This window comes from Mycobacteroides abscessus ATCC 19977, assembly GCF_000069185.1.
Lineage (GTDB): Bacteria > Actinomycetota > Actinomycetes > Mycobacteriales > Mycobacteriaceae > Mycobacterium > Mycobacterium abscessus.
In genome coordinates this window covers 4201062-4219121 of the sequence record NC_010397.1, presented here as the reverse complement: position 1 = coordinate 4219121, position 18060 = coordinate 4201062, and the positions used below count along the sequence as shown (strand labels likewise).

Genomic DNA, 18060 nt, shown 5'->3' with positions numbered 1-18060 from the left:
AGGAGATGTCCGATACGTCCACGCGCCGGGCTGTCCGGCTGGCCGGCACGGTGCTTGCCTCCGTGCTGGTGCTGCTGACCGTACTGACCTATCTGGCCTACAACGACGCCTTCGCCGACACCAAGCCCATCACCGTCGTCTCGCCGCGCGCGGGCCTGGTGATGGAGGAGGGGGGAAAGGTCAAGTTCCACGGATTGCAGATCGGCAAGGTCACGTCGATCTCCTACGCCAACGATCAGGCCAAGCTGGAACTGGCGGTCAATGCCAAGGATCTGCGTCTGATTCCCTCGAACGCCACGGTGCGTATCGCGGGGACCACGGTCTTCGGCGCCAAGTCGGTGGAATTCCTTGCTCCGCAAAAGCCCTCGGATTCGTCACTGCGGCCGGGGGCAACAGTGACAGCCGAGGCAGTGGCTCTGGAAGTCAACACCGTGTTCGAGAACCTGACCCGGCTGCTCGGCAAGATCGACCCGGTCAACCTCAACGCCACCCTCACCGCGGTAGGCGAAGGGCTGCGCGGAAATGGGGACAATTTCGGGCAAGGCCTCGTCGAGCTCGACCAATATCTGGATCAGCTGAATCCGAAACTCCCAGCCCTGCAGCAGGATTTCCGTCAGGCCGGACAGGTCGGGCAGATCTATGGTGATGCCGCCCCGGACATCGTGCGCATTCTCGACAACCTGCCCGCGTTGAGTCGTACCGTCGTCGACCAGCAGCAGGACCTCAAGGCGACATTGCTCGCGGCGATTGGTCTAGGCAACAACGGTTACGAGACGCTGGCTCCGGCAGAGAAGGACCTCACCGCGGCGCTGCAACGGCTGCGCGCCCCCGCCACGCTCCTCGGTAGATACTCGCCGGAGATTCCCTGCACGTTGCAGGCGATCTCCAAGGCGCTGGTGACCTTCACCCCGCTCATCGGTGGCGTGCGGCCCGGACTGTTCTTGACCAATAGCTTTCCGCTAGGCGCTCCGGTGTACACATACCCGGACAGCCTTCCCATCGTGAACGCATCGGGCGGGCCCAATTGCCGTGGCCTACCGAACATTCCGACCAAGATGCAGAACGGATCATGGTTCCGGTCGCCCTTCCTGGTAACCGACAACGCCTACATCCCCTACAAGCCGTTGGAGGAGCTGCAGGTCAACGCCCCCGATACCCTCCAGTACCTGTACAACGGTGCCTTCGCGAAGCGAAGTGAGTTCTGATGAAGCGCGCCACACAAATCAAGGTCATCGTCTTCACCGTGGTGATGCTGCTGGTGGCCGCCGGACTGATCATCACCTTCGGTGAGTTCCGATTCGGTTCGGGCAAGAGGTATCACGCGATGTTCAGCACGGCGTCCGATTTACGGTCGGGGCAGAAGGTGCGGATCGCCGGGGTGCCGGTGGGCCGGGTGAAGAACGTATCCCTGAATCGTGACAACAGTGTCGAAGTGACCTTCGATGTTGATTCGAAGTACCAGCTCTACAGCTCCAGCCGTGCCATCATCAGGTACGAGAACCTGGTCGGCGACCGGTATCTGGAGATCACGGCGGGCCCCGGTGAACTACATAAACTGCCCGACGGCGGAACGCTCGACAAGGAGCACACCCAGCCCGCACTCGATCTGGACGCATTGCTTGGCGGACTTCGGCCCGTGCTCAAGGGGTTCGACGCCGCGAAGGTCAACGAGATCAGCAATGCGTTCATCCAGATTCTCCAGGGACAGGGCGGAACGCTCTCTCAATTGCTTGGCGACACATCCTCTTTCACTTCTGGATTGGCCGAGCGCGATCAGCTGATCGGCGATGTGATCAACCACCTGAACGAGGTGCTGGCCACTGTCGATTCGAAGAGCACACAGTTCTCCTCGAGCGTGGATCAACTGCAGCAGCTCATTTCGGGATTGGCGCAACAGCGCGATGTGGTCGCCGGTGCACTGCCGCCGCTCGCTTCGACGGCTTCATCGCTGGAGTCGGTGCTCAAGGACACCCGGCCGTACATCAAGGGCACCATCGAGCAGGCCCGCCAACTGGCCACGCGGGTTGATGAGCGCAAGGCCGACGTCAACGTCGTCGTAGAGAACCTGGCCGAGAACTATCTGCGGCTCAACGCCCTTGGTGCGTACGGATCTTTTTTCAACATCTATTACTGCTCCATCCGGATCAAGGTCAACGGGCCCGTCGGCACCGACTGGCTGATCCCGTTCGGTGGACCGCCAGACCCGTCGAAGGGCAGGTGTGCCTTCAAAAATGAGTGACATTCAGGAGAAGGACCCGGTACGCACCGGCATCTTCGGCATTGCTGTGGTGAGCATGCTGGTGCTGGTCGCGTTCGGTTATACGGGCCTGCCGTTTTGGCCGCAGGGTAAGCAGTACACGGGGTATTTCGCGGACTCCGGGGGGCTGGAGTCGGGCGGCAATGTCTTTGTATCGGGTATCAAGGTGGGGCAGGTCAAGGATGTTTCCTTGGCGGGCAACAAGGTTCGGGTTGACTTCACGGTGGACCGTTCGATCCGACTGGGCGATCAGTCGTTGGCGGCGATCCGGACCACCACGGTGCTGGGTGAAAAGTCGCTCTCGGTGACGCCGGCGGGGGCCGGTCGCATCACGGAGATTCCGTTGGGTCGCACCACGACGCCGTACACGCTGAACAGCGCACTGAGCGATTTGGGCGCCTCGGCCGGCGGGATCGACAAGGCGCAACTGGATCAGTCGCTGCAGGTCATCACCGAGGCGATGCGGGATGCCACCCCGCAGCTGCGCGGCGCCCTGGACGGCGTCGCCTCACTCTCGCGTACGTTGAACGCCCGTGACGCCGCGCTCGAGCAGCTGTTGACACACGCGAAATCCGTGAGCGGGATTCTGTCCGAGCGCGCCGGTCAGGTGAACAAGCTCGTCACTGACGGTAATCAACTGTTCGCCGCGCTCGATGAGCGGCGTCTGGCGATCAGCGAGCTGATCAACCGTATCCAGGGACTCTCACAGCAGATCAGCGGATTCGTGGCCGACAACCGCCAAGAGTTCCGTCCCACCATGGAGAAGCTGAGCGTTGTGCTCGACGATCTGCTGGACCGCAAGGCGCACATCAGCGAAGCGCTCAAGCGTCTGCCCGGGTACGGCACAGCGCTCGGCGAGGTCGTGTCCTCGGGGCCGGGCTTCCATGTCAACGTCTACGGCTTCCCACCCGCCACGCTGACCGCCGTCGCGTTCGACACGTACTTTCAGCCCGGCAAGCTGCCCGCGAGCCTCTCGGACTACTTGAACGGTCTGATCGGTGAACGCCAGATCATGAGGCCGAAATCGCCATGACAACATCGAAAACCTGGCTCAAGCGTGGGGCCTTCGCGATGCTCTCCGTGGCACTCGTGGGCGGCCTCCTGTACTGGGTGTGGCCCAGCCGCGGGACCTACAAGATCGTCGGGCATTTCGCGTCGGCGGTCGGGTTGTATCCGGGCGACGACGTCCGGATCCTGGGCGTGAAGGCCGGGCGCATCAGTGCGGTCGAGCCGCGCGAGGGTGACGTCAAGGTCACCATGGAGATGCCCGACAAATTCAAGGTGCCCGAGGGCGCTCAGGCCATCATCATGGCGCCGAATCTGGTGACCGCAAGGTTTGTTCAGCTGACTCCTGCCTACACCGACGGCAAGGCACTGCAAGACGGTGCCTCGCTGGGGCTGGACAAGACCGCCGTCCCGATCGAATGGGACGAGGTCAAGACCGAGCTGGCCAAACTCAGTGACAGCCTGGGGCCGCAGGGGCAATCCAAGGGGCCGGTAAGCGATTTCATCAACCAGGCAGCCACCACCTTCGATGGCAATGGTGACTCCTTCCGCAATGCGGTGCGTGAACTCTCCCAGGCGGCAGGCAGACTCGGTGACTCGCGGACGGATCTGTTCGGCACGATCAAGAACCTGCAGACCCTGGTGGACGCGTTGGCGAACTCCAACGAGCAGATCGTGCAGTTCAGCACCCATCTGGCGTCGGTGTCCAAGGTGCTGGCCGCCAGCACCGAGAATCTCGGAGCCACCCTGGGCGCGCTCAACCAGGCCCTCACCGACGTGCGAGGGTTCTTGGGAGACACCAACTCCGCACTCATCGATCAGGTGAACAAACTGAGCGATTTCGTGAAGATCTTCTCCGACCAGAGCGACGACCTTGAGCAGATTCTGCACGTCGCCCCCAACGGTCTGGCCAACTTCTACAACATCTACAACCCCGCGGCCGGCACCTTGAACGGCATGCTGTCCATCCCCAACTTGGCGAACCCGGTGCAGTTCATCTGTGGTGGTGTGTTCGAAACAGGCACCAAGACCGAGTATCTGAAGCGGGCCGAGATCTGCCGCGAACGAATGGGACCCGTACTGCGCCGGGCGACCTTCAACTATGCGCCGATACTGCTGCACCCGATCAACCAGATCTCGGCGTACAAGGGACAGATCATCTACGACACTCCCGAGACAGAGGCGAAGTCTCAGGCGCCACGAGAGGATCTGGTGTGGGTTCGGCCGAACGGTGCCCCGCCACCGCCGAAGCCGTCACCGCAAGACCTGAGCGCACTGATGTTGGGGCCCGACGAGGTAAACGCACCGCCACCGCCGGGCACCGAGGTGCGCCCCGCGGAGCCGGGGCCGGTACCGCCGGGCTTTCCGGTGACAGCGGATGACGCGCCGCCACCGGCGATTCCAGGAGCACCGCGATGAGCCGAAACGTACTACGTGCCGCCGTGATGGGTGTCGGCGTCGCCGTCGTCGTCAGTGGATGCCAGTTCAATGGTTTGAACTCGCTGAATCTGCCCGGTACGGCAGGACACGGATCGCGGTCCTACACCGTCACCGTCGAGCTGCCGGATGTCACCACGTTGCCGCAGAACTCGCCGGTCATGGTGGACGACGTGACGGTGGGCAGCGTGTCGGGTATCGACGCATTCCAGAAACCCGACGGTTCTTGGTATGCCGGGGTCAAGGTATCGCTGGAGCCCGAGGTGCACCTGCCGGCGAACGCCGTCGCCAAGGTCGCGCAGACCAGTCTGCTCGGCTCGCAGCACATCGAGCTTGCCGCGCCGGTGGGTGAGCCCGCGGTGGGTAAGCTGACCGGCGGAGCCACTATTCCACTGAGCCGGACCGGCAAGTACCCCAGCACCGAAGAGGTGTTGTCTGCGCTGTCGGTGGTGGTCAACAAGGGCAATCTGGGTGCGCTACAAGACATCACCGATGAGACGTACAACCTGTTCAAGGGGCGCACCGGCAACCTGACCCAGGTACTGCCCAAACTTGCCACGCTGATCTCGTCGCTGAACTCTCAGCGGGACGACATCATCTCTGCCATCGAAGGCATCGACAAGTTCTCCCGAGTGCTGGCCGAGCACAAGGAAAGCCTCGGTCGCGCAATCGATTCGATCGAGCCCGCGCTGAAGGTGCTCAACGAGAATCGCGCGAACATCATCGAGGCTTTCCGCTCCGTGGGCAACCTTGCGAAGATTACCGACCGGGTGCTCCGAACCACCAAGGACGACATCGTCGCCGATCTCAAGGGGCTGTACCCGGTTGTTCGCGCGCTGGCGGAGAACCGGGACGTACTGATCGACAGCCTCGATCTGCTGCCGACCTTCCCGTTCAGCACCAAGTATCTGCGCAACGCGGTTCGTGGCGATTACCTGAATGTCTTCGTGACATTCGACCTCACCGCGCGCCGCTTGGGTGAAACGCTTTTCACCACATCGTTCTTCGATCCGAATATGCAGCATTTCAACGACGTGGTGAACCCGCCGGAATGGCTCATCGGATCGATGGCCAATCTGAACGGCAAGGAGACCAGCCCGTTCGATCTGCCGGCACCTGCCGCACCGCAGGGAGGTGGTCGCTGATGGAAAGGCTGATCAAGATACAGCTGGCGATCTTCGCGGCAGTCACGGTCATCAGTGTGGCCCTCATGGCGATCTTCTACCTGAGGGTGCCTACGGCCCTCGGTATCGGAAAACACGATGTGAAGGCACAATTCGTCGCCTCGGGTGGTTTGTACCAGAATGCGAACGTCACGTTTCGCGGTGTGCAGATCGGACGGGTCACCGACGTTGAGCTGACCCCCGAGGGGGTCACCGCCACCATGCGTCTCAACGACAACGTGAAGGTGCCAGGCAATGTGGTGGCGGCGGTCAAGAGCGTCTCGGCCATCGGCGAGCAATATGTGGACCTGATCCCACCGCCTACGGGCGCGGCCGGGACCCTGCGGTCAGGCGACGTGATCGGAGCAGACCGCACCTCCATTCCCACCGACGTCTCCACCCTGCTGCGTCAGGCGGACGGCCTGGTGAACACCGTTGCCGACACCCGGCTGCGCGAGGTGCTGGCAGAGGCATTCAAGGCGTTCAACGGATCCGGTCAGGAGCTTTCCCGGCTGATCGACTCGTCACGGCTGCTGATCCAAGAGGCCAACACCAACTACGACAGCACCACCAAACTGATCGATCAGGTAGGGCCGCTGTTGGACGCCCAGATTCGCAGCGGCGACAACATCCGCGGATCGGTGTCCAGCTTGGCAGCGCTGACTGAACATTTCGCCAAGGCCGACCCTCAGCTGCGACAGTTCCTCAAGGTGGCACCGGGAGCTTCTGAGCAGGCCTCGCAACTGTTCGCGGGTATTCGCCCGTCCTTCCCGGTGTTGGCGGCGAGCCTGGCCAACCTGGGGCGCGTCGGCGTCATCTACAACAAGTCGATCGAGCAATCGCTGGTCATCCTGCCGGCGCTGTTCTCCGCGTTGCTGACGGTGGCCGGTGGAGCACCGATGGACGAGGGTGCCAAGCTGGACTTCCGGTTGAACCTGGGGGACCCGCCGCCATGTCTGACCGGTTTCGTGCCCCCGCCGCTGATGCGTACTCCGGCCGACGAGACCTTGCGGGAGCTGCCCCGCGACATGTACTGCAAGACCGCGCAGAACGACCCCAGCGCGGTGCGGGGTGCACGCAACTACCCGTGCCAGGAATTTCCCGGCAAACGGGCGCCGACCATTCAGCTGTGCCGTGACCCACGCGGATACGTGCCGATCGGCAGTAACCCGTGGCGCGGTCCGCCCGCCCCGTATGACACCCCGGTGGAAGATCCGCGGAACATCCTTCCGCCTAACAAGTTCCCGAATATCCCGCCGGGGGCTGAGCCGGACCCGGGCACCCCGACGCTGCCGCCGCCGTCTCCGCCCGCCCCGGAAGTGCCGCCTGCCGGTGGCGATGTGATGCCGGTATCAGCGCAATCCGGGCCGATGGCGGCGCGTGCCTATGATCCGAAGAATGGTGTTTTTCTTGACGCCAACAATCAGCCGAGTGTGTATGCGCCCGCACTGGACCGTGGCACTGAGGCGGAGACATGGGCGGATCTGATGTTGGGACCGAAGCCGGTATGACCGAAGAGAAAAAGAGTGCGTCGCAGACCACCCGGCGGCGCGCCGCGCGGCCTGCCGGACCCACGGGAGAGGTCAGCGCCGAGCCCATCAGTGTGTCGCTGGGCCGTACCGAAGCCCTGTCAAAACCTGAGCCCACCGTTGCTGATTCGCGTCGGCCAGGCAACACCCGTGGTGTGCTGAGGGCGGCCACGGTGCTGGTGGTGGTGCTCGTTGGCGCGCTGGGTGTGGCGCTGGCACTCATGGGGCGTGCCCAACACCGTGATGACCTTCGGGCCGCGCGCGATCAGCGCTTCGTGGATACCGCCGTACAGACGGTGACGAACATGATGACCTACAGCCCGGACAGCATCGATAAGAACGTCGACCAATTCGTCAACAGCACCAGCGGACCGCTGCGCGGCACGTTCAACCCCGACAACACCGCCAATCTGAAGGCGTTGTACCACCAGACCGGGACCAGCTCGGAAGTGGTGATCAAAAAGGCGAGTCTGGAGAGTATCGACGAGGTGAGCAAGAAGGCCTCGATACTCATCTCGGCGCGCGTGACGCTCACCAATGCCGACTCGGGAGTCAACGAACCCTCCAAGTCCTATCGCATGCGGATGATCGTGGCCGAAGATCAGCAGGGCAATATGACTGCATACGACCTGCGGTGGCCGGACGGGCAGAGCTGATGCGTTGGCTCGCAAGAATTTTCGTCGCGGTGACCGTGTTGGTTGTCGTGGGGCTGTCGGCGGCGGCAGGCGGGATGTACTGGCATCGGGTCGACACGGTGGCAAGCCGGGCGGCGGGGGAGACGCTCATCAAGCAGGCCGGCAAGCAGATCGGAAGCATCTTCGGGTACGACTATCAGACCGTCGAGCGCAGCCTCGACGAGCAATACGCGGGACTGACCCCGGAGTACCGGCGCGAATTCGAAGACAAGGCCAACAGGGAGATCATCCCGCAGGCCAAACAACGCAAGATCGTCAGCCAGACCAGCATTGTGGGAACCGGAATCATTGCCGCGCACAGGGACTCGGCCCAGGTGGTGGTGTACATGAACCGCACCATCACCGACCAGTCGCGCACACCGGTGTACGACTCATCATCGATTCAGGTGGACTATACGCGTGCGGGAGACAAGTGGCTGATCTCCTACATCACGCCGCTTTAGAGAGGTTCGCCACCCAATACCGCGGGCTGCTCCGGTGCGATCGAGTCGCCGGTCGCCGGGGTGGACAGTGCTTCCAGGAACGCGCGTGCCCACCGATCCACGTCATGTGCGAGCACCTGACGGCGTAACGCCCGCATCCGGCGCCGTCCCTCTTCGGGGGTCTGGTTCAGCGCAGATTCGATACCGTCTTTGACGCCGTCGATATCGTGCGGGTTCACCAGATATGCCTGACGCAATTCTGCCGCGGCACCGGTGAATTCGGAGAGTACGAGCGAGCCGCCCAGATCGCTGCGGCAGGCGACGTACTCCTTGGCCACCAGGTTCATACCGTCGCGCAGCGGTGTCACCAGCATGACATCGGCGGCGACAAAGAAGGCGATCAGGTCCTCGCGTGGTACCGGTCGGTGCAGGTAATGCACTACGGGGTGCCCGACCTCGCCGAACTCGCCATTGATGTGACCCACCTGCTGTTCCACATCGCCACGCATCTTCTTGTAGCTGTCCACGCGTTCGCGGCTGGGCGTGGCGAGCTGGACGAAGACGGTGTCTTCGCGGCTTGCGCGGCCCTCGGCGAGCAACTCCTCATATGCGTGCAGCCGAATATCGATGCCCTTGGTGTAGTCAAGCCGGTCAACGCCCAGCAAGATCTTGCGGGGGCCGCCGAGTTCGGCGCGAATCTCCTTGGCGCGCTGGCGAATCTGCCGGCTACGCGAAACGCTGTCCAGCTGCGTCGAGTCGATCGAGATCGGGAAAGCACCCACCTTGACGGTGCGGAAGCCCACGCGGATTTCGCCGAACCGCGAGCGCACGCCGATAGATGCGCGAGAGGTGCTGGCGCCCACCAGTCTTCGCGCCAAGTACATGAAGTTCTGGGCACCCCCGGCCAGATGGAAGCCGATCAGGTCGGCGCCCAGCAGGCCGTCGACGATCTCGGTACGCCAGGGCATCTGCATGAATAGTTCGACCGGCGGGAACGGGATATGTAGGAAGAAACCAATGGTCAGGTCGGGACGCAGCATGCGAAGCATCTTGGGAACCAGTTGCAGCTGATAGTCCTGCACCCAGACCGTCGCGCCCTCGGCGGCGACAGCGGCCGTCGCCTCCGCAAACTTGCGGTTCACGTCGACGTACGCCTGCCACCATTCGCGGTGGTACTCCGGCTTGACGATCACATCGTGGTACAGCGGCCACAGGGTGGCGTTGGAGAAGCCCTCGTAGTATTCGGCGACTTCCTGGGTGGAAAGCCGGACCGAGTACAGCACCATGTCGTCTTCGGAAACCGGCTCGACATCCGCATCAGGCACGCCCGGCCAGCCGACCCAGGCACCACGGCGCTTGCGCAGCAACGGCTCCATCGCGGTGACCAGCCCACCCGGACTGCGTTTCCACGTCGTGGAACCGTCGGGCAGCTTCACCAAGTCGATGGGAAGCCTATTGGCGACCACAACGAAGTCGGAGGTGCCGGTGACAGGCTTTACCGGCGATCGCTCATCCGACTGGGTCGCCATGATTGTTTCTGAGGTGGGAAACGTATCGAGTTACGCGTCGACCTTGGTCGGCCCGATACCCAGCATCGCGAGCAGCATGCGGCACTCGTCGGCATCGTTCGCGTACGCGGCGACGACGCGCTGAGCCTGATGGGCAGTCTCGTCCGTCAGCGGCTCGAGGTCGTCGATCGCGGCTGGGTCGGTCTTGGCTGGCATTCACCCATTCTAGGCGACGCGATGTGAGTAGCCCACAGGAGGAATGCACAGACCGTCAAACGGGGTTGCTCTGGCCATGACGACAGCCCACGGCGACCCCGCTCAGTTTGGCCCCAATGCCCCCGGATATGCGTGGAGATCGGCTGCCGATGTCGACCCGGTCGAACTCTTCCCGGGGGTGACCATCCAGCCGCTCTGGGAGGGCGACAATGGCGCGAAAGCGCTGATCACAACCATCGCCCCGGGAACGGTGTGGCCCGGGGAGGATCACCATCGGCCCGGGCCTGAGGAGGTGTATGTCGTCTCGGGGGTGCTCAATGATGGTGTCAACGACTACCCGGCGGGCACCTTCCTGCATGCCCCGGCGGAGTCCTGGCACATTCCCCAGTCCGACCAGGGTTGCGTGCTTTTCCTCTTCTACCCGCAGGGGTGATGCTTGACTGGTCGTCGTGAGGTGCGTGGGGGTGGTGCTCCGGCTGATATGCGTCGTGGTCGTCGCAGCCTGCACCGGGCCTCCCCGCCCGGGGGCGCAACGCCTGACACTCGATGTCGGCCATGACTACGGCGACCTGTTCGCCGACGGCAAGCTGCCCGTCGGGGACGGAAAGATTGTCACCGACGGGGCGCGCGGAGGATATGTCTACGCGTGCCCGCGGTATGCGGAGAGTTTCGCGGCAGGAGCCGCCATCGGTGCGGCCGTGCGCGGGCCCTGGTTTTCGGCGGACGGTCAGTGGTACTACCCGGACATGAAGACACACGTCCAGGGGCACGTGCAGCACCACGGCGAGTTCTCCGAGGCCAGGTCCGAGGGCGTTCGGGTCATCACAACCAACGATCTGCCCCGAGACCATTCCACCGGACGGTTCCCGATCGCAACCGATGACACTGCGTATCAGTACGACCGCAACCCGAACGCGATCACCGCGCAGGACCTGACCTACGTGCTGGCTTCCGAACCGACCTATGGCATTCCGCAGTGCATCGGTCCCGAGGTGGGGGTGATGCTCTCAGGTGTTGTGCTCTTCAGCGCATTGGACGCCGGTGGCCGCGACGCCGGCGCATGGGAGGTGCAGGATGGCTGCGCCGGGCACCCGGAGGTGACGGGTAGCTACCACTACCACACGCCCAGCCCGTGTCTGGCGACGTCAGATATCGCCGAGGTCGTGGGGTACGCGCTTGACGGATTTCCCATCACAGGCGCGCGAGTGAGCGATGGAAATATCCTCACCACAAGGGATCTCGATGAATGTCATGGCATCACCAGTAGCGTGCGCCTCGACGGCCGGGATGTGGAGACCTATCACTACGTGATGACGCAAGACTACCCCTACTCGGTCAACTGCTTTCGGGGCCGGCCCACTACGGTGCAGGGCGGAGCGCAGCGGCCCATACCGCCGGGGCATTGATCCCGCCAACTCGGTGAAAGGTGCTTAGCGTCAAGTAGGTTCGGCGACGGGAAAGCTGGATTAGGCAGCGCCGCGCCCTGTTTCGGAGGCGTGGTCCGAGGTCTTATCGCTGGTATGTGCCGGTGCGTTCGCGGGCTGTGAATGCTTGCTCGACGCGTCTGCGGCGGGGTTCTTCTTCTCGCTGAGCCCCGGAACGGACTTGAGATGGTTCTTGAGTGACGGGAACTTGGGGCTCTTCGGTGCCGTTCCGGGTTGTGCCACAGGGAGTTTAGGAAGCCGCAATGTGGGTTTCAGGGTGTTCTTGGACTTGTCGGCTTCCCCAACCGAGTCCTTTGTCGGAGGCGGCGTGCTCTTCGGATCGGGCTTCGTATCAGGTTGGAAGTCCTGGTCTCGGGCTGTGGAGGCGCCCGCGGTACTGACGGAGATGGCCGTGGGGTCGGCGGCCTTGGCCGACGCAGGCGGTGCGGGTGGCTCCGCGGTGCTGAGGGAGACAACCGATGGTGTGGGAGCCTCCGGTGCCGGTATCTGGGTTGTTGCCGACCCGGGATTCGTGGGGCCTGGCTGGGGGACAGGAGGGCTGGCCGGTTTCTCAGGAGACGCCGACTGTTTGGGTGTTGCACCCGCAAGGCCGTTCTCGACGTTGTGGGCGCCTTCCGCAATGGCGGTAGGTAGCTTGTTGAACGCGTCGACGATGTTTTTCGACGGGGTGAAGAAGCTGAACTGTGTGGTGGTTCCCGGGCCGGTGTCGCGGTCGTAGGCCATATCGATGAACACCCTCAGGGTGGGCTCGATGGCGTCGAGTACGAAGGACGCCCCGATGGGATTGGTGAGATCGCGCAGTGGTTGCAGCAACGGTAGGTGCTCGGCGCGTACCAGGTAATAGGTGGTGTTGCCCTGCACCGTTTTGACTACGTTGGGGTTGTCGGGATCGTCAAGAGCGGCGGGATCGATGCGGTCGTAGTACGCATCGGGATGCGCGTATTGGATCGCGGCAATGGAATTGGCGAGTGCGAGCGGATTGAAGTACGCGGGGAAGTCGCCGTAGGTGTCGTATTCGGTGTTGATCACCTTTGTTTTGAACTGGTCGGGTTCCCAAGCGCCGTTGGATTCGATATCGGCCAACGGAATCTTGAGCCAGGGAAATCGGGCGAAGATGCCCCCGTTGGGTGTGTTCGCGCTGCCCATCAGCACGAACTGAATGTTGGGATTTCCGCCCGGGTACCGCTGCAGTAGGTCGCTGTGCGATTTGCTCACCACGACGGCGCCCAGCGAGTACCCGACGATGGTGATCGGCTGGTTTCCTGCTGTGACGATCTCATCATTGAGGTTGGTGCGCCCTTGTGCCACAGATGTTTTGAATGTGGGCGCGGTGAGGCCACTGACCGGCCAGATGGCTCCGGGATACGAGACCGGATGGTAATCGACGCTGTAAGCACCACCGAGCTTGCGGGGGATGTTGGCACTTGCGCCGTCGTTGTTGCCACCGATTCCGATGACATACGAGGCGAGAGTCGAGGCGATGGTCCGTGATTCCATCGCCAGCGGTGCCAGGACCGTGCATGTCGCCGCTACCGCCGTGATGGTTGCGACGTATCTACGCAGCGAGTGACGCTTCCCCGGGACCGAATACTGACCAGCCATCGCGACCCTCCCGCGCCGGCACCCGGCGCCGTTGCCGGGTGCGGTGGCCTGAGAGTAATTCTGGGTAAAGCACTTACGCCATACCCGGATCGGTTGCCGTGGCGAATCTACGTAAATTGACCACTACGGCCGCAGTGCGCGGTGAGCCGCCATATTGGCGTCTCGGTGTGTCCAAATTGACTGCCGGGCAACGGACCCCGCTGCGCGCGTCCACAAGTTCCGTGTGCCCTCCCCGGTCCGCGTTACTGCCGCCGGAACCGGAGTGATCGCCCGACGTGGAATGCTCCCCGAGGGTGGTGTGCTCTTCGGAGCGGTGTGGCTGCCGGATTTTTTCAAGCGGGACAACGGAATTCGTTGCCGCTGTTAGTTGATGGTGAGGATCTCCGTATACCGATCGTTGAGGCTTTGCCAGTCGTATTTCATCGCATCCATGCCGACAACCCTGCCGCGCGGTGTCCCGGCGACGGCCAGGCTGAGTGTGTCCAGGCAGATGTGCCAACCGCCCGCGTTCCCAGCGGCGTGGCCGCGGTCGGCCATTGAATGTTCAAGGGTGAGCCGGCACCCGGTGTCGGTCGGTTCGATTCGCCATCGCAAGGTATCTTCGGGGCCCCAGCGATGGATCAGCTCACGGGGCGGATCGACTGTGAGGACCTCGCCGTCGAGCACGGGATCGGCGGAGGTTTCCTGAACGTTGGCCGGCCCCGCCGAATCCAAGGGGCGATCGGGTATGGCGGGTGACCACTGGCGCAGTCTGTCCGGATCGACGAGCCATGGCCACACCTTTTCCGGAGGGTGGTTTAGATCGCGGGACATGGTGAGGACCCACCGGCCTTCGTGGTCCTCGCACGGCGCGAGGGTGGCGTCCAGGGGGTTAGTCACGGTTGACCTCTTTCTCGGTGTCGTGCATGCCGGCGTCGCTGTCGATGAGAAATGTCAGGCGGTCGAGTGCGCTGGCCCACTTACGGTGATACGGCGTCACCCAGGCCAGTACGGCCGGTAGCGGATCGTCAGCCAGGTGATAGACGCGGCGCTTGCCGGCGACCTCCACCCGAACGGCCTCGGCGTCCCGTAGGACGCCGAGGTGCTTGGACACCAATGACTGCGATATGTCCAGTCGTTCGATCAGCGTGGTGACGTCGGCCGGACCTCCGCGCAGGGCGTCGATGATCCGGCGTCGGGTCGGATCGGCGATCACCATGAAGGCGTCCATGCATTCATATCACTACATAGTCATATGAATGTCAAGGGATATTTGCTGCCCGAAGTGGCGCTGCGTCCCGGGGTGGCCATGGTCAGTACTGTGGTCAGAAGGTACCGGTGAGTGCTGCTCGCCGAGGTCGCGGTGGGGGGCGCGCGATCGTTGGCTCAACGCCGAGGTGAGGACTATTTCTTGACGAAACCGCTGCGTATGCGGGTGGCCGTTATCGGTGTATTCGCATCGTTCGGACTCGTGGTGGCCACCTGGGCCGTACACCTGCCCACCATGAAGCAGGCCACGGGGATGTCCTCGACGGAGTTGGGCTTTGTGGTGTTGGGCCTGGGCGTGGGCGCCCTGCTGGGCATGCAGCTCAGTGGTGTCCTGGTAGACCGATTCGGTAGTGGCCCCATTGCGATTGTGGGCGGTGCCGCGATGGCACTCGGTGTCAACATCCCGCTGGCTGCCCACACCGTGTGGGTTGCCGGAGTGGGCGCTGTTCTGTGCGGTGTCACGGTGGGGATCACCGACGTCGCGATGAATGCCGCGGCGGTCGACGTCGAGCGTTTCTACGGCCGGCCCATCATGGCTTCATTCCATGGTGTGTTCTCTGTGGGCAACGTGGTGGGTGCCGGCATCGGGTCGGCGGCCTTCGCGCTGCACCTGAAGGTGTGGGCGACGGTGCTGGGAGTGACGGTTCTGTGCCTGGCCCTGCTGACGTGCTCGGCCTCGGTGCTGCTGCGCGGCAAGCTGCGTGCGGGCGAGGTGGAGGCGCCGGACACAGTGCCGTACACGATGCCGCCGCCCGTGTCGTACCGGCGGGGCCAGGTGGTGGTGCTCGGTTTGCTCGCGTTCCTCTTGATGTTGTCGGAGGGATCGGCTACGGACTGGAGCAGCCTGCACGCACAGGAGCATTTGGGTGCCTCCCATTCCGAGGGCGCCTTCGCCTTCGGGGTGTTCATGCTCGCGATGACGGTCGGTCGCTTCACCGTCGACAAGCTGGTCGAGCGGGTGGGACGGGTTCGGGTGTTGCGGGGCGGATGCGCGCTGGCCGCCGTGGGAATGCTCACTGTGATCGCCGCACCGGTGCTGCCGCTGACCTTGGCCGGCTGGGTGGCCGTGGGCCTCGGTCTTGCCGGTGGCGTTCCCCAGGTGTTCACGGTCGCCGGCAATATCGACGAACAGCACGAGGGCCGTGTGCTGTCGCGGGTGGTAGGGACCGGTTACGTCGCGGTGCTGGGTGGCCCCGCACTGATCGGTTGGGTGGCCGACGCATTGTCGCTGAATACCGCGCTGGTACTGCCGATCTTCGCCGTGGTGATTTGTGGCTGTGCCGCAGGCGCTCTCGCGGTCACCCCACCGTCGAAGTCCGTCAAGCCACCGCGTTAGGCGCTGTCGCCGCGGCTGTCGACATGGCCGTACGATGCTCGTACCGTCACAGGTATGACGGATACCGATATTGTGGCGGCCGCGTCGGCACGGGAGCTGTTGCGCGACAGCTTTACCCGGATCATCGAACACGTCGGTGAGGTGACCGACGGCTTGTCGGATCCAGCGCTGACGTATCGCCCCACTCCCGACGCGAACAGCATCGCGTGGCTGATCTGGCATTCGGCGCGATGCCAGGACGTGCAGATCTGTGCCATGACCGGCGCCGAGCCGGTGTGGACGGCCCGCGGCTGGGAGCCGCGATTCGGGCTGGATCTACCCGCCGACTCCAACGGATACGGACATACCGCCGGTGACGTGGCCAAGGTGGTCGCGACCGCCGATCAACTGAGTGGCTACTACCGGGACGTGCACGAGATGACGTTGAGTTACGTCGATACTCTGACCGATTCCGAACTCGCGCGTGTTGTCGACCGACAGTGGGACCCACCGGTCACCGCGAGTGTCCGGCTGGTCAGCATCGTCGACGACTGCGCGCAGCACCTGGGCCAGGCTGCATACCTGCGTGGGATCATTCCAACCAACTAGTGGGGATAGCCACGTGGGTCGCTTCGTGCCTAGACTCGACCAATGACAACGACGTCTGAAAATCTCGTCAGCACCCCCAGCGATACCTCCCATGACGTGCGCAATCCCGCGAACGGGCAGGTCGTAGGTCGGGTGAACTGGACCGATCCGTCGGACATCCCCGGGATCGTCGCGCAACTGGCGAAGGCACAGCCGTCCTGGGAGCGACTCGGCCCCGAGGGGCGCGGCCAGGTACTGGCCCGATTCGCGCAATGGTTGATCGACAACACTGGGCGCATCGAAGCTCAGCTGATCGCCGAGACCGGCAAGTCAAAGATCGACGGTGGCATCGAGATTCCCTCGATACTCGCGATCATCGCGTATTACGCGCCCAAGGCCGCGGAGTTCCTGGCGCCGGAGTCGCGGCCCGCGTCCTCGATTGCCATGAACACCAAGAAGATCACCGTGCACCAGCGGCCCCGCAAGGTGGTGGGGGTCATCTCGCCGTGGAATTATCCTGTGGCACTGGGCTACTGGGATGTGATCCCAGCACTGTTGGCGGGCTGTTCAGTCTTACTCAAGCCGTCTGAGCGCACCCCGCTGTCCGATGAACTCATCGCCAATGGCTGGGCAGAGATCGGTGGTCCCCCGGTATTCGAGGTGGTACACGGCGCCCGTGAGGTGGGCGAGGCTCTGGTGGACAACGTGGACTTCGTCCAGTTCACCGGCTCGACAGCCACCGGCAAGAAGATCATGGAGCGCGCCGCGCGCAGGCTCACCCCGGTGAGCCTGGAACTCGGCGGCAAGGATCCGATGCTGGTGCTGCCGGACGCCGACGTCAAGCGGGCGGCGCACGCCGCCGTGTGGGGCAGCATGTTCAACGCCGGCCAGACCTGCGTATCTGTTGAGCGGGTGTACGTGCACGACTCGATCTACGAGCAGTTCGTTGATCTGGTGGTCGAGGAGGTGCGCGGCCTGGAGATCGGTGCGGGTCTGGACCACAGTGTGGGCGCGATGATCGATGAAAACCAGCTTGAGGTTGTGGACAGGCATGTGCGCCAAGCAGTTTCCTCCGGGGCGCGGGCGCTGACCGGTGGTGCCCGAATCCCGGGCCACGGCAGCTTTTACGCGCCAACCGTGCTGGTCGATGTCGATCATTCCATGGATTGCATGCGCGAAGAGACCTTCGGTCCGACGTTGCCGATCATGCGGTACTCCGAGGAGTCCGAAGCCATCGCACTGGCCAACGACAGCGAGTACGGACTTTCGGCCAGTGTTTGGTCCAAGGATCGTAGGCGCGCTGAACGCGTTGCGCTGCAACTTGATTGCGGCACCGTGAACATCAACGACGTGATCATGAACCTGTCCTGCCTGACCGCGCCGCACGGCGGTTGGAAGGGGTCGGGGCTGGGGTCGCGCTTCGGTGGTGTGGACGGACTGCGCAAGTACTGCCGTACCGAGGCCATCGTCGACACTCGAGTGACGCTGCCCAGCGAGCCGCTGTGGTACAGCGGCCCGAGCTGGTTGGCGCCGGTTGCGCTCAAGAGCCTCACCAAGCTCTCGAACAAGGCGCTGCGCCCGTTTCGGCGCTGACACCGGCCGTTTACTCACCGTCCATCCGAAGGACGAT

General features: G+C 63.4%; 18 protein-coding genes. 13 read left to right on the top strand and 5 right to left on the bottom strand.

All coding sequences use genetic code 11. The features are described 5' to 3' along the window. Positions 1–5 precede the first annotated feature (5 nt). The 8 genes from MAB_RS21055 to MAB_RS21020 are packed head-to-tail and all read left to right on the top strand — an operon-like array spanning position 6 to position 8529. Positions 6–1205, top strand: a complete 1200-nt coding sequence (locus tag MAB_RS21055) for an MCE family protein (protein WP_005085898.1) — start codon at positions 6–8, stop codon at positions 1203–1205. Continuing rightward, entirely contained in the window at positions 1205–2239 is a 1035-nt protein-coding gene (locus tag MAB_RS21050; RefSeq protein WP_005085899.1) for an MCE family protein, read from the top strand. The genes MAB_RS21055 and MAB_RS21050 overlap by 1 nt, the downstream gene beginning before the upstream one ends. Beyond that, entirely contained in the window at positions 2232–3290 is a 1059-nt protein-coding gene (locus MAB_RS21045; protein WP_005062252.1) for an MCE family protein, read from the top strand. Before MAB_RS21050 ends, MAB_RS21045 begins: the two co-directional genes overlap by 8 nt. Next, positions 3287–4681, top strand: coding sequence for an MCE family protein (locus MAB_RS21040; RefSeq protein WP_005085900.1), 1395 nt, complete (start codon positions 3287–3289; stop codon positions 4679–4681). The genes MAB_RS21045 and MAB_RS21040 overlap by 4 nt, the downstream gene beginning before the upstream one ends. Further along, on the top strand, positions 4678–5844 hold the full coding sequence (locus MAB_RS21035; protein WP_005062241.1) for an MCE family protein: 1167 nt from the start codon (positions 4678–4680) through the stop codon (positions 5842–5844). The genes MAB_RS21040 and MAB_RS21035 overlap by 4 nt, the downstream gene beginning before the upstream one ends. After that, entirely contained in the window at positions 5844–7373 is a 1530-nt protein-coding gene (locus tag MAB_RS21030) for an MCE family protein (RefSeq protein ID WP_005062239.1), read from the top strand. Before MAB_RS21035 ends, MAB_RS21030 begins: the two co-directional genes overlap by 1 nt. Beyond that, the gene (locus MAB_RS21025; RefSeq protein ID WP_005062237.1) at positions 7370–8047 is read left to right on the top strand and encodes a mammalian cell entry protein; all 678 of its coding nucleotides are present in this window, start codon (positions 7370–7372) and stop codon (positions 8045–8047) included. Before MAB_RS21030 ends, MAB_RS21025 begins: the two co-directional genes overlap by 4 nt. Then, complete coding sequence (locus tag MAB_RS21020; RefSeq protein ID WP_005062236.1) at positions 8026–8529, top strand: hypothetical protein; 504 nt, start codon at positions 8026–8028, stop codon at positions 8527–8529. The genes MAB_RS21025 and MAB_RS21020 overlap by 22 nt, the downstream gene beginning before the upstream one ends. Here MAB_RS21020 and MAB_RS21015 read toward each other — a convergent pair. Next, the gene (locus tag MAB_RS21015; RefSeq protein WP_005062235.1) at positions 8526–10037 is read right to left on the bottom strand and encodes an alpha,alpha-trehalose-phosphate synthase (UDP-forming); all 1512 of its coding nucleotides are present in this window, start codon (positions 10035–10037) and stop codon (positions 8526–8528) included. The two genes, MAB_RS21020 and MAB_RS21015, sit on opposite strands and share 4 nt — an antisense overlap. 30 nt (positions 10038–10067) lie before the next feature. Beyond that, complete coding sequence (locus MAB_RS21010; RefSeq protein WP_005062233.1) at positions 10068–10232, bottom strand: hypothetical protein; 165 nt, start codon at positions 10230–10232, stop codon at positions 10068–10070. Positions 10233–10308: 76 nt separating this feature from the next. Between MAB_RS21010 and MAB_RS21005 the strand changes: the two genes are divergently transcribed. Both MAB_RS21005 and MAB_RS21000 read left to right on the top strand, forming a co-directional pair. Then, entirely contained in the window at positions 10309–10665 is a 357-nt protein-coding gene (locus MAB_RS21005) for a cupin domain-containing protein (RefSeq protein WP_005086363.1), read from the top strand. Positions 10666–10696: 31 nt separating this feature from the next. Beyond that, complete coding sequence (locus MAB_RS21000; protein WP_005112220.1) at positions 10697–11638, top strand: YHYH protein; 942 nt, start codon at positions 10697–10699, stop codon at positions 11636–11638. Between the two features lie 60 nt (positions 11639–11698). Here MAB_RS21000 and MAB_RS20995 read toward each other — a convergent pair whose 3' ends face one another. The 3 genes from MAB_RS20995 to MAB_RS20985 form a co-directional block, all read right to left on the bottom strand. Beyond that, positions 11699–13279, bottom strand: coding sequence for a PE-PPE domain-containing protein (locus MAB_RS20995; RefSeq protein WP_005112218.1), 1581 nt, complete (start codon positions 13277–13279; stop codon positions 11699–11701). A gap of 363 nt (positions 13280–13642) precedes the next feature. Beyond that, positions 13643–14092 (bottom strand): SRPBCC family protein, encoded by a 450-nt coding sequence (locus MAB_RS20990; protein WP_005098468.1) that lies wholly within the window; start codon positions 14090–14092, stop codon positions 13643–13645. Positions 14093–14150: 58 nt separating this feature from the next. Then, positions 14151–14489, bottom strand: coding sequence for an ArsR/SmtB family transcription factor (locus tag MAB_RS20985; RefSeq protein ID WP_005086358.1), 339 nt, complete (start codon positions 14487–14489; stop codon positions 14151–14153). 111 nt (positions 14490–14600) lie between these two features. On the opposite strand from MAB_RS20985, the gene MAB_RS20980 reads away from it, so the two are divergent. The 3 genes from MAB_RS20980 to MAB_RS20970 are packed head-to-tail and all read left to right on the top strand — an operon-like array spanning position 14601 to position 18023. Further along, positions 14601–15863, top strand: a complete 1263-nt coding sequence (locus MAB_RS20980) for an MFS transporter (protein WP_005085907.1) — start codon at positions 14601–14603, stop codon at positions 15861–15863. Positions 15864–15917: 54 nt separating this feature from the next. After that, positions 15918–16451 carry a mycothiol transferase gene (locus MAB_RS20975; RefSeq protein ID WP_005085908.1) on the top strand — a complete coding sequence of 178 codons (534 nt, stop codon included), beginning with the start codon at positions 15918–15920 and terminating at the stop codon, positions 16449–16451. A 42-nt stretch (positions 16452–16493) separates the two neighbouring features. After that, positions 16494–18023, top strand: coding sequence for an aldehyde dehydrogenase family protein (locus MAB_RS20970; protein WP_005098467.1), 1530 nt, complete (start codon positions 16494–16496; stop codon positions 18021–18023). The last annotated feature ends 37 nt before the right edge of the window (positions 18024–18060 follow it).

What these genes read in the sequence shown, in the direction of transcription:
- MAB_RS21030 (WP_005062239.1), top strand. Translation starts at nt 5,844, where the DNA reads ATGGAAAGGCTGATCAAGATACAGCTGGCGATCTTCGCGGCAGTCACG.
- MAB_RS20970 (WP_005098467.1), top strand. Translation starts at nt 16,494, where the DNA reads ATGACAACGACGTCTGAAAATCTCGTCAGCACCCCCAGCGATACCTCC.
- MAB_RS21045 (WP_005062252.1), top strand. Translation starts at nt 2,232, where the DNA reads ATGAGTGACATTCAGGAGAAGGACCCGGTACGCACCGGCATCTTCGGC.
- MAB_RS21010 (WP_005062233.1), bottom strand. Translation starts at nt 10,232, where the DNA reads ATGCCAGCCAAGACCGACCCAGCCGCGATCGACGACCTCGAGCCGCTG.
- MAB_RS20990 (WP_005098468.1), bottom strand. Translation starts at nt 14,092, where the DNA reads ATGTCCCGCGATCTAAACCACCCTCCGGAAAAGGTGTGGCCATGGCTC.
- MAB_RS20975 (WP_005085908.1), top strand. Translation starts at nt 15,918, where the DNA reads ATGACGGATACCGATATTGTGGCGGCCGCGTCGGCACGGGAGCTGTTG.
- MAB_RS21050 (WP_005085899.1), top strand. Translation starts at nt 1,205, where the DNA reads ATGAAGCGCGCCACACAAATCAAGGTCATCGTCTTCACCGTGGTGATG.
- MAB_RS21035 (WP_005062241.1), top strand. Translation starts at nt 4,678, where the DNA reads ATGAGCCGAAACGTACTACGTGCCGCCGTGATGGGTGTCGGCGTCGCC.
- MAB_RS21005 (WP_005086363.1), top strand. Translation starts at nt 10,309, where the DNA reads ATGACGACAGCCCACGGCGACCCCGCTCAGTTTGGCCCCAATGCCCCC.
- MAB_RS21025 (WP_005062237.1), top strand. Translation starts at nt 7,370, where the DNA reads ATGACCGAAGAGAAAAAGAGTGCGTCGCAGACCACCCGGCGGCGCGCC.
- MAB_RS21055 (WP_005085898.1), top strand. Translation starts at nt 6, where the DNA reads ATGTCCGATACGTCCACGCGCCGGGCTGTCCGGCTGGCCGGCACGGTG.
- MAB_RS20985 (WP_005086358.1), bottom strand. Translation starts at nt 14,489, where the DNA reads ATGGACGCCTTCATGGTGATCGCCGATCCGACCCGACGCCGGATCATC.
- MAB_RS20995 (WP_005112218.1), bottom strand. Translation starts at nt 13,279, where the DNA reads ATGGCTGGTCAGTATTCGGTCCCGGGGAAGCGTCACTCGCTGCGTAGA.
- MAB_RS21015 (WP_005062235.1), bottom strand. Translation starts at nt 10,037, where the DNA reads ATGGCGACCCAGTCGGATGAGCGATCGCCGGTAAAGCCTGTCACCGGC.
- MAB_RS21040 (WP_005085900.1), top strand. Translation starts at nt 3,287, where the DNA reads ATGACAACATCGAAAACCTGGCTCAAGCGTGGGGCCTTCGCGATGCTC.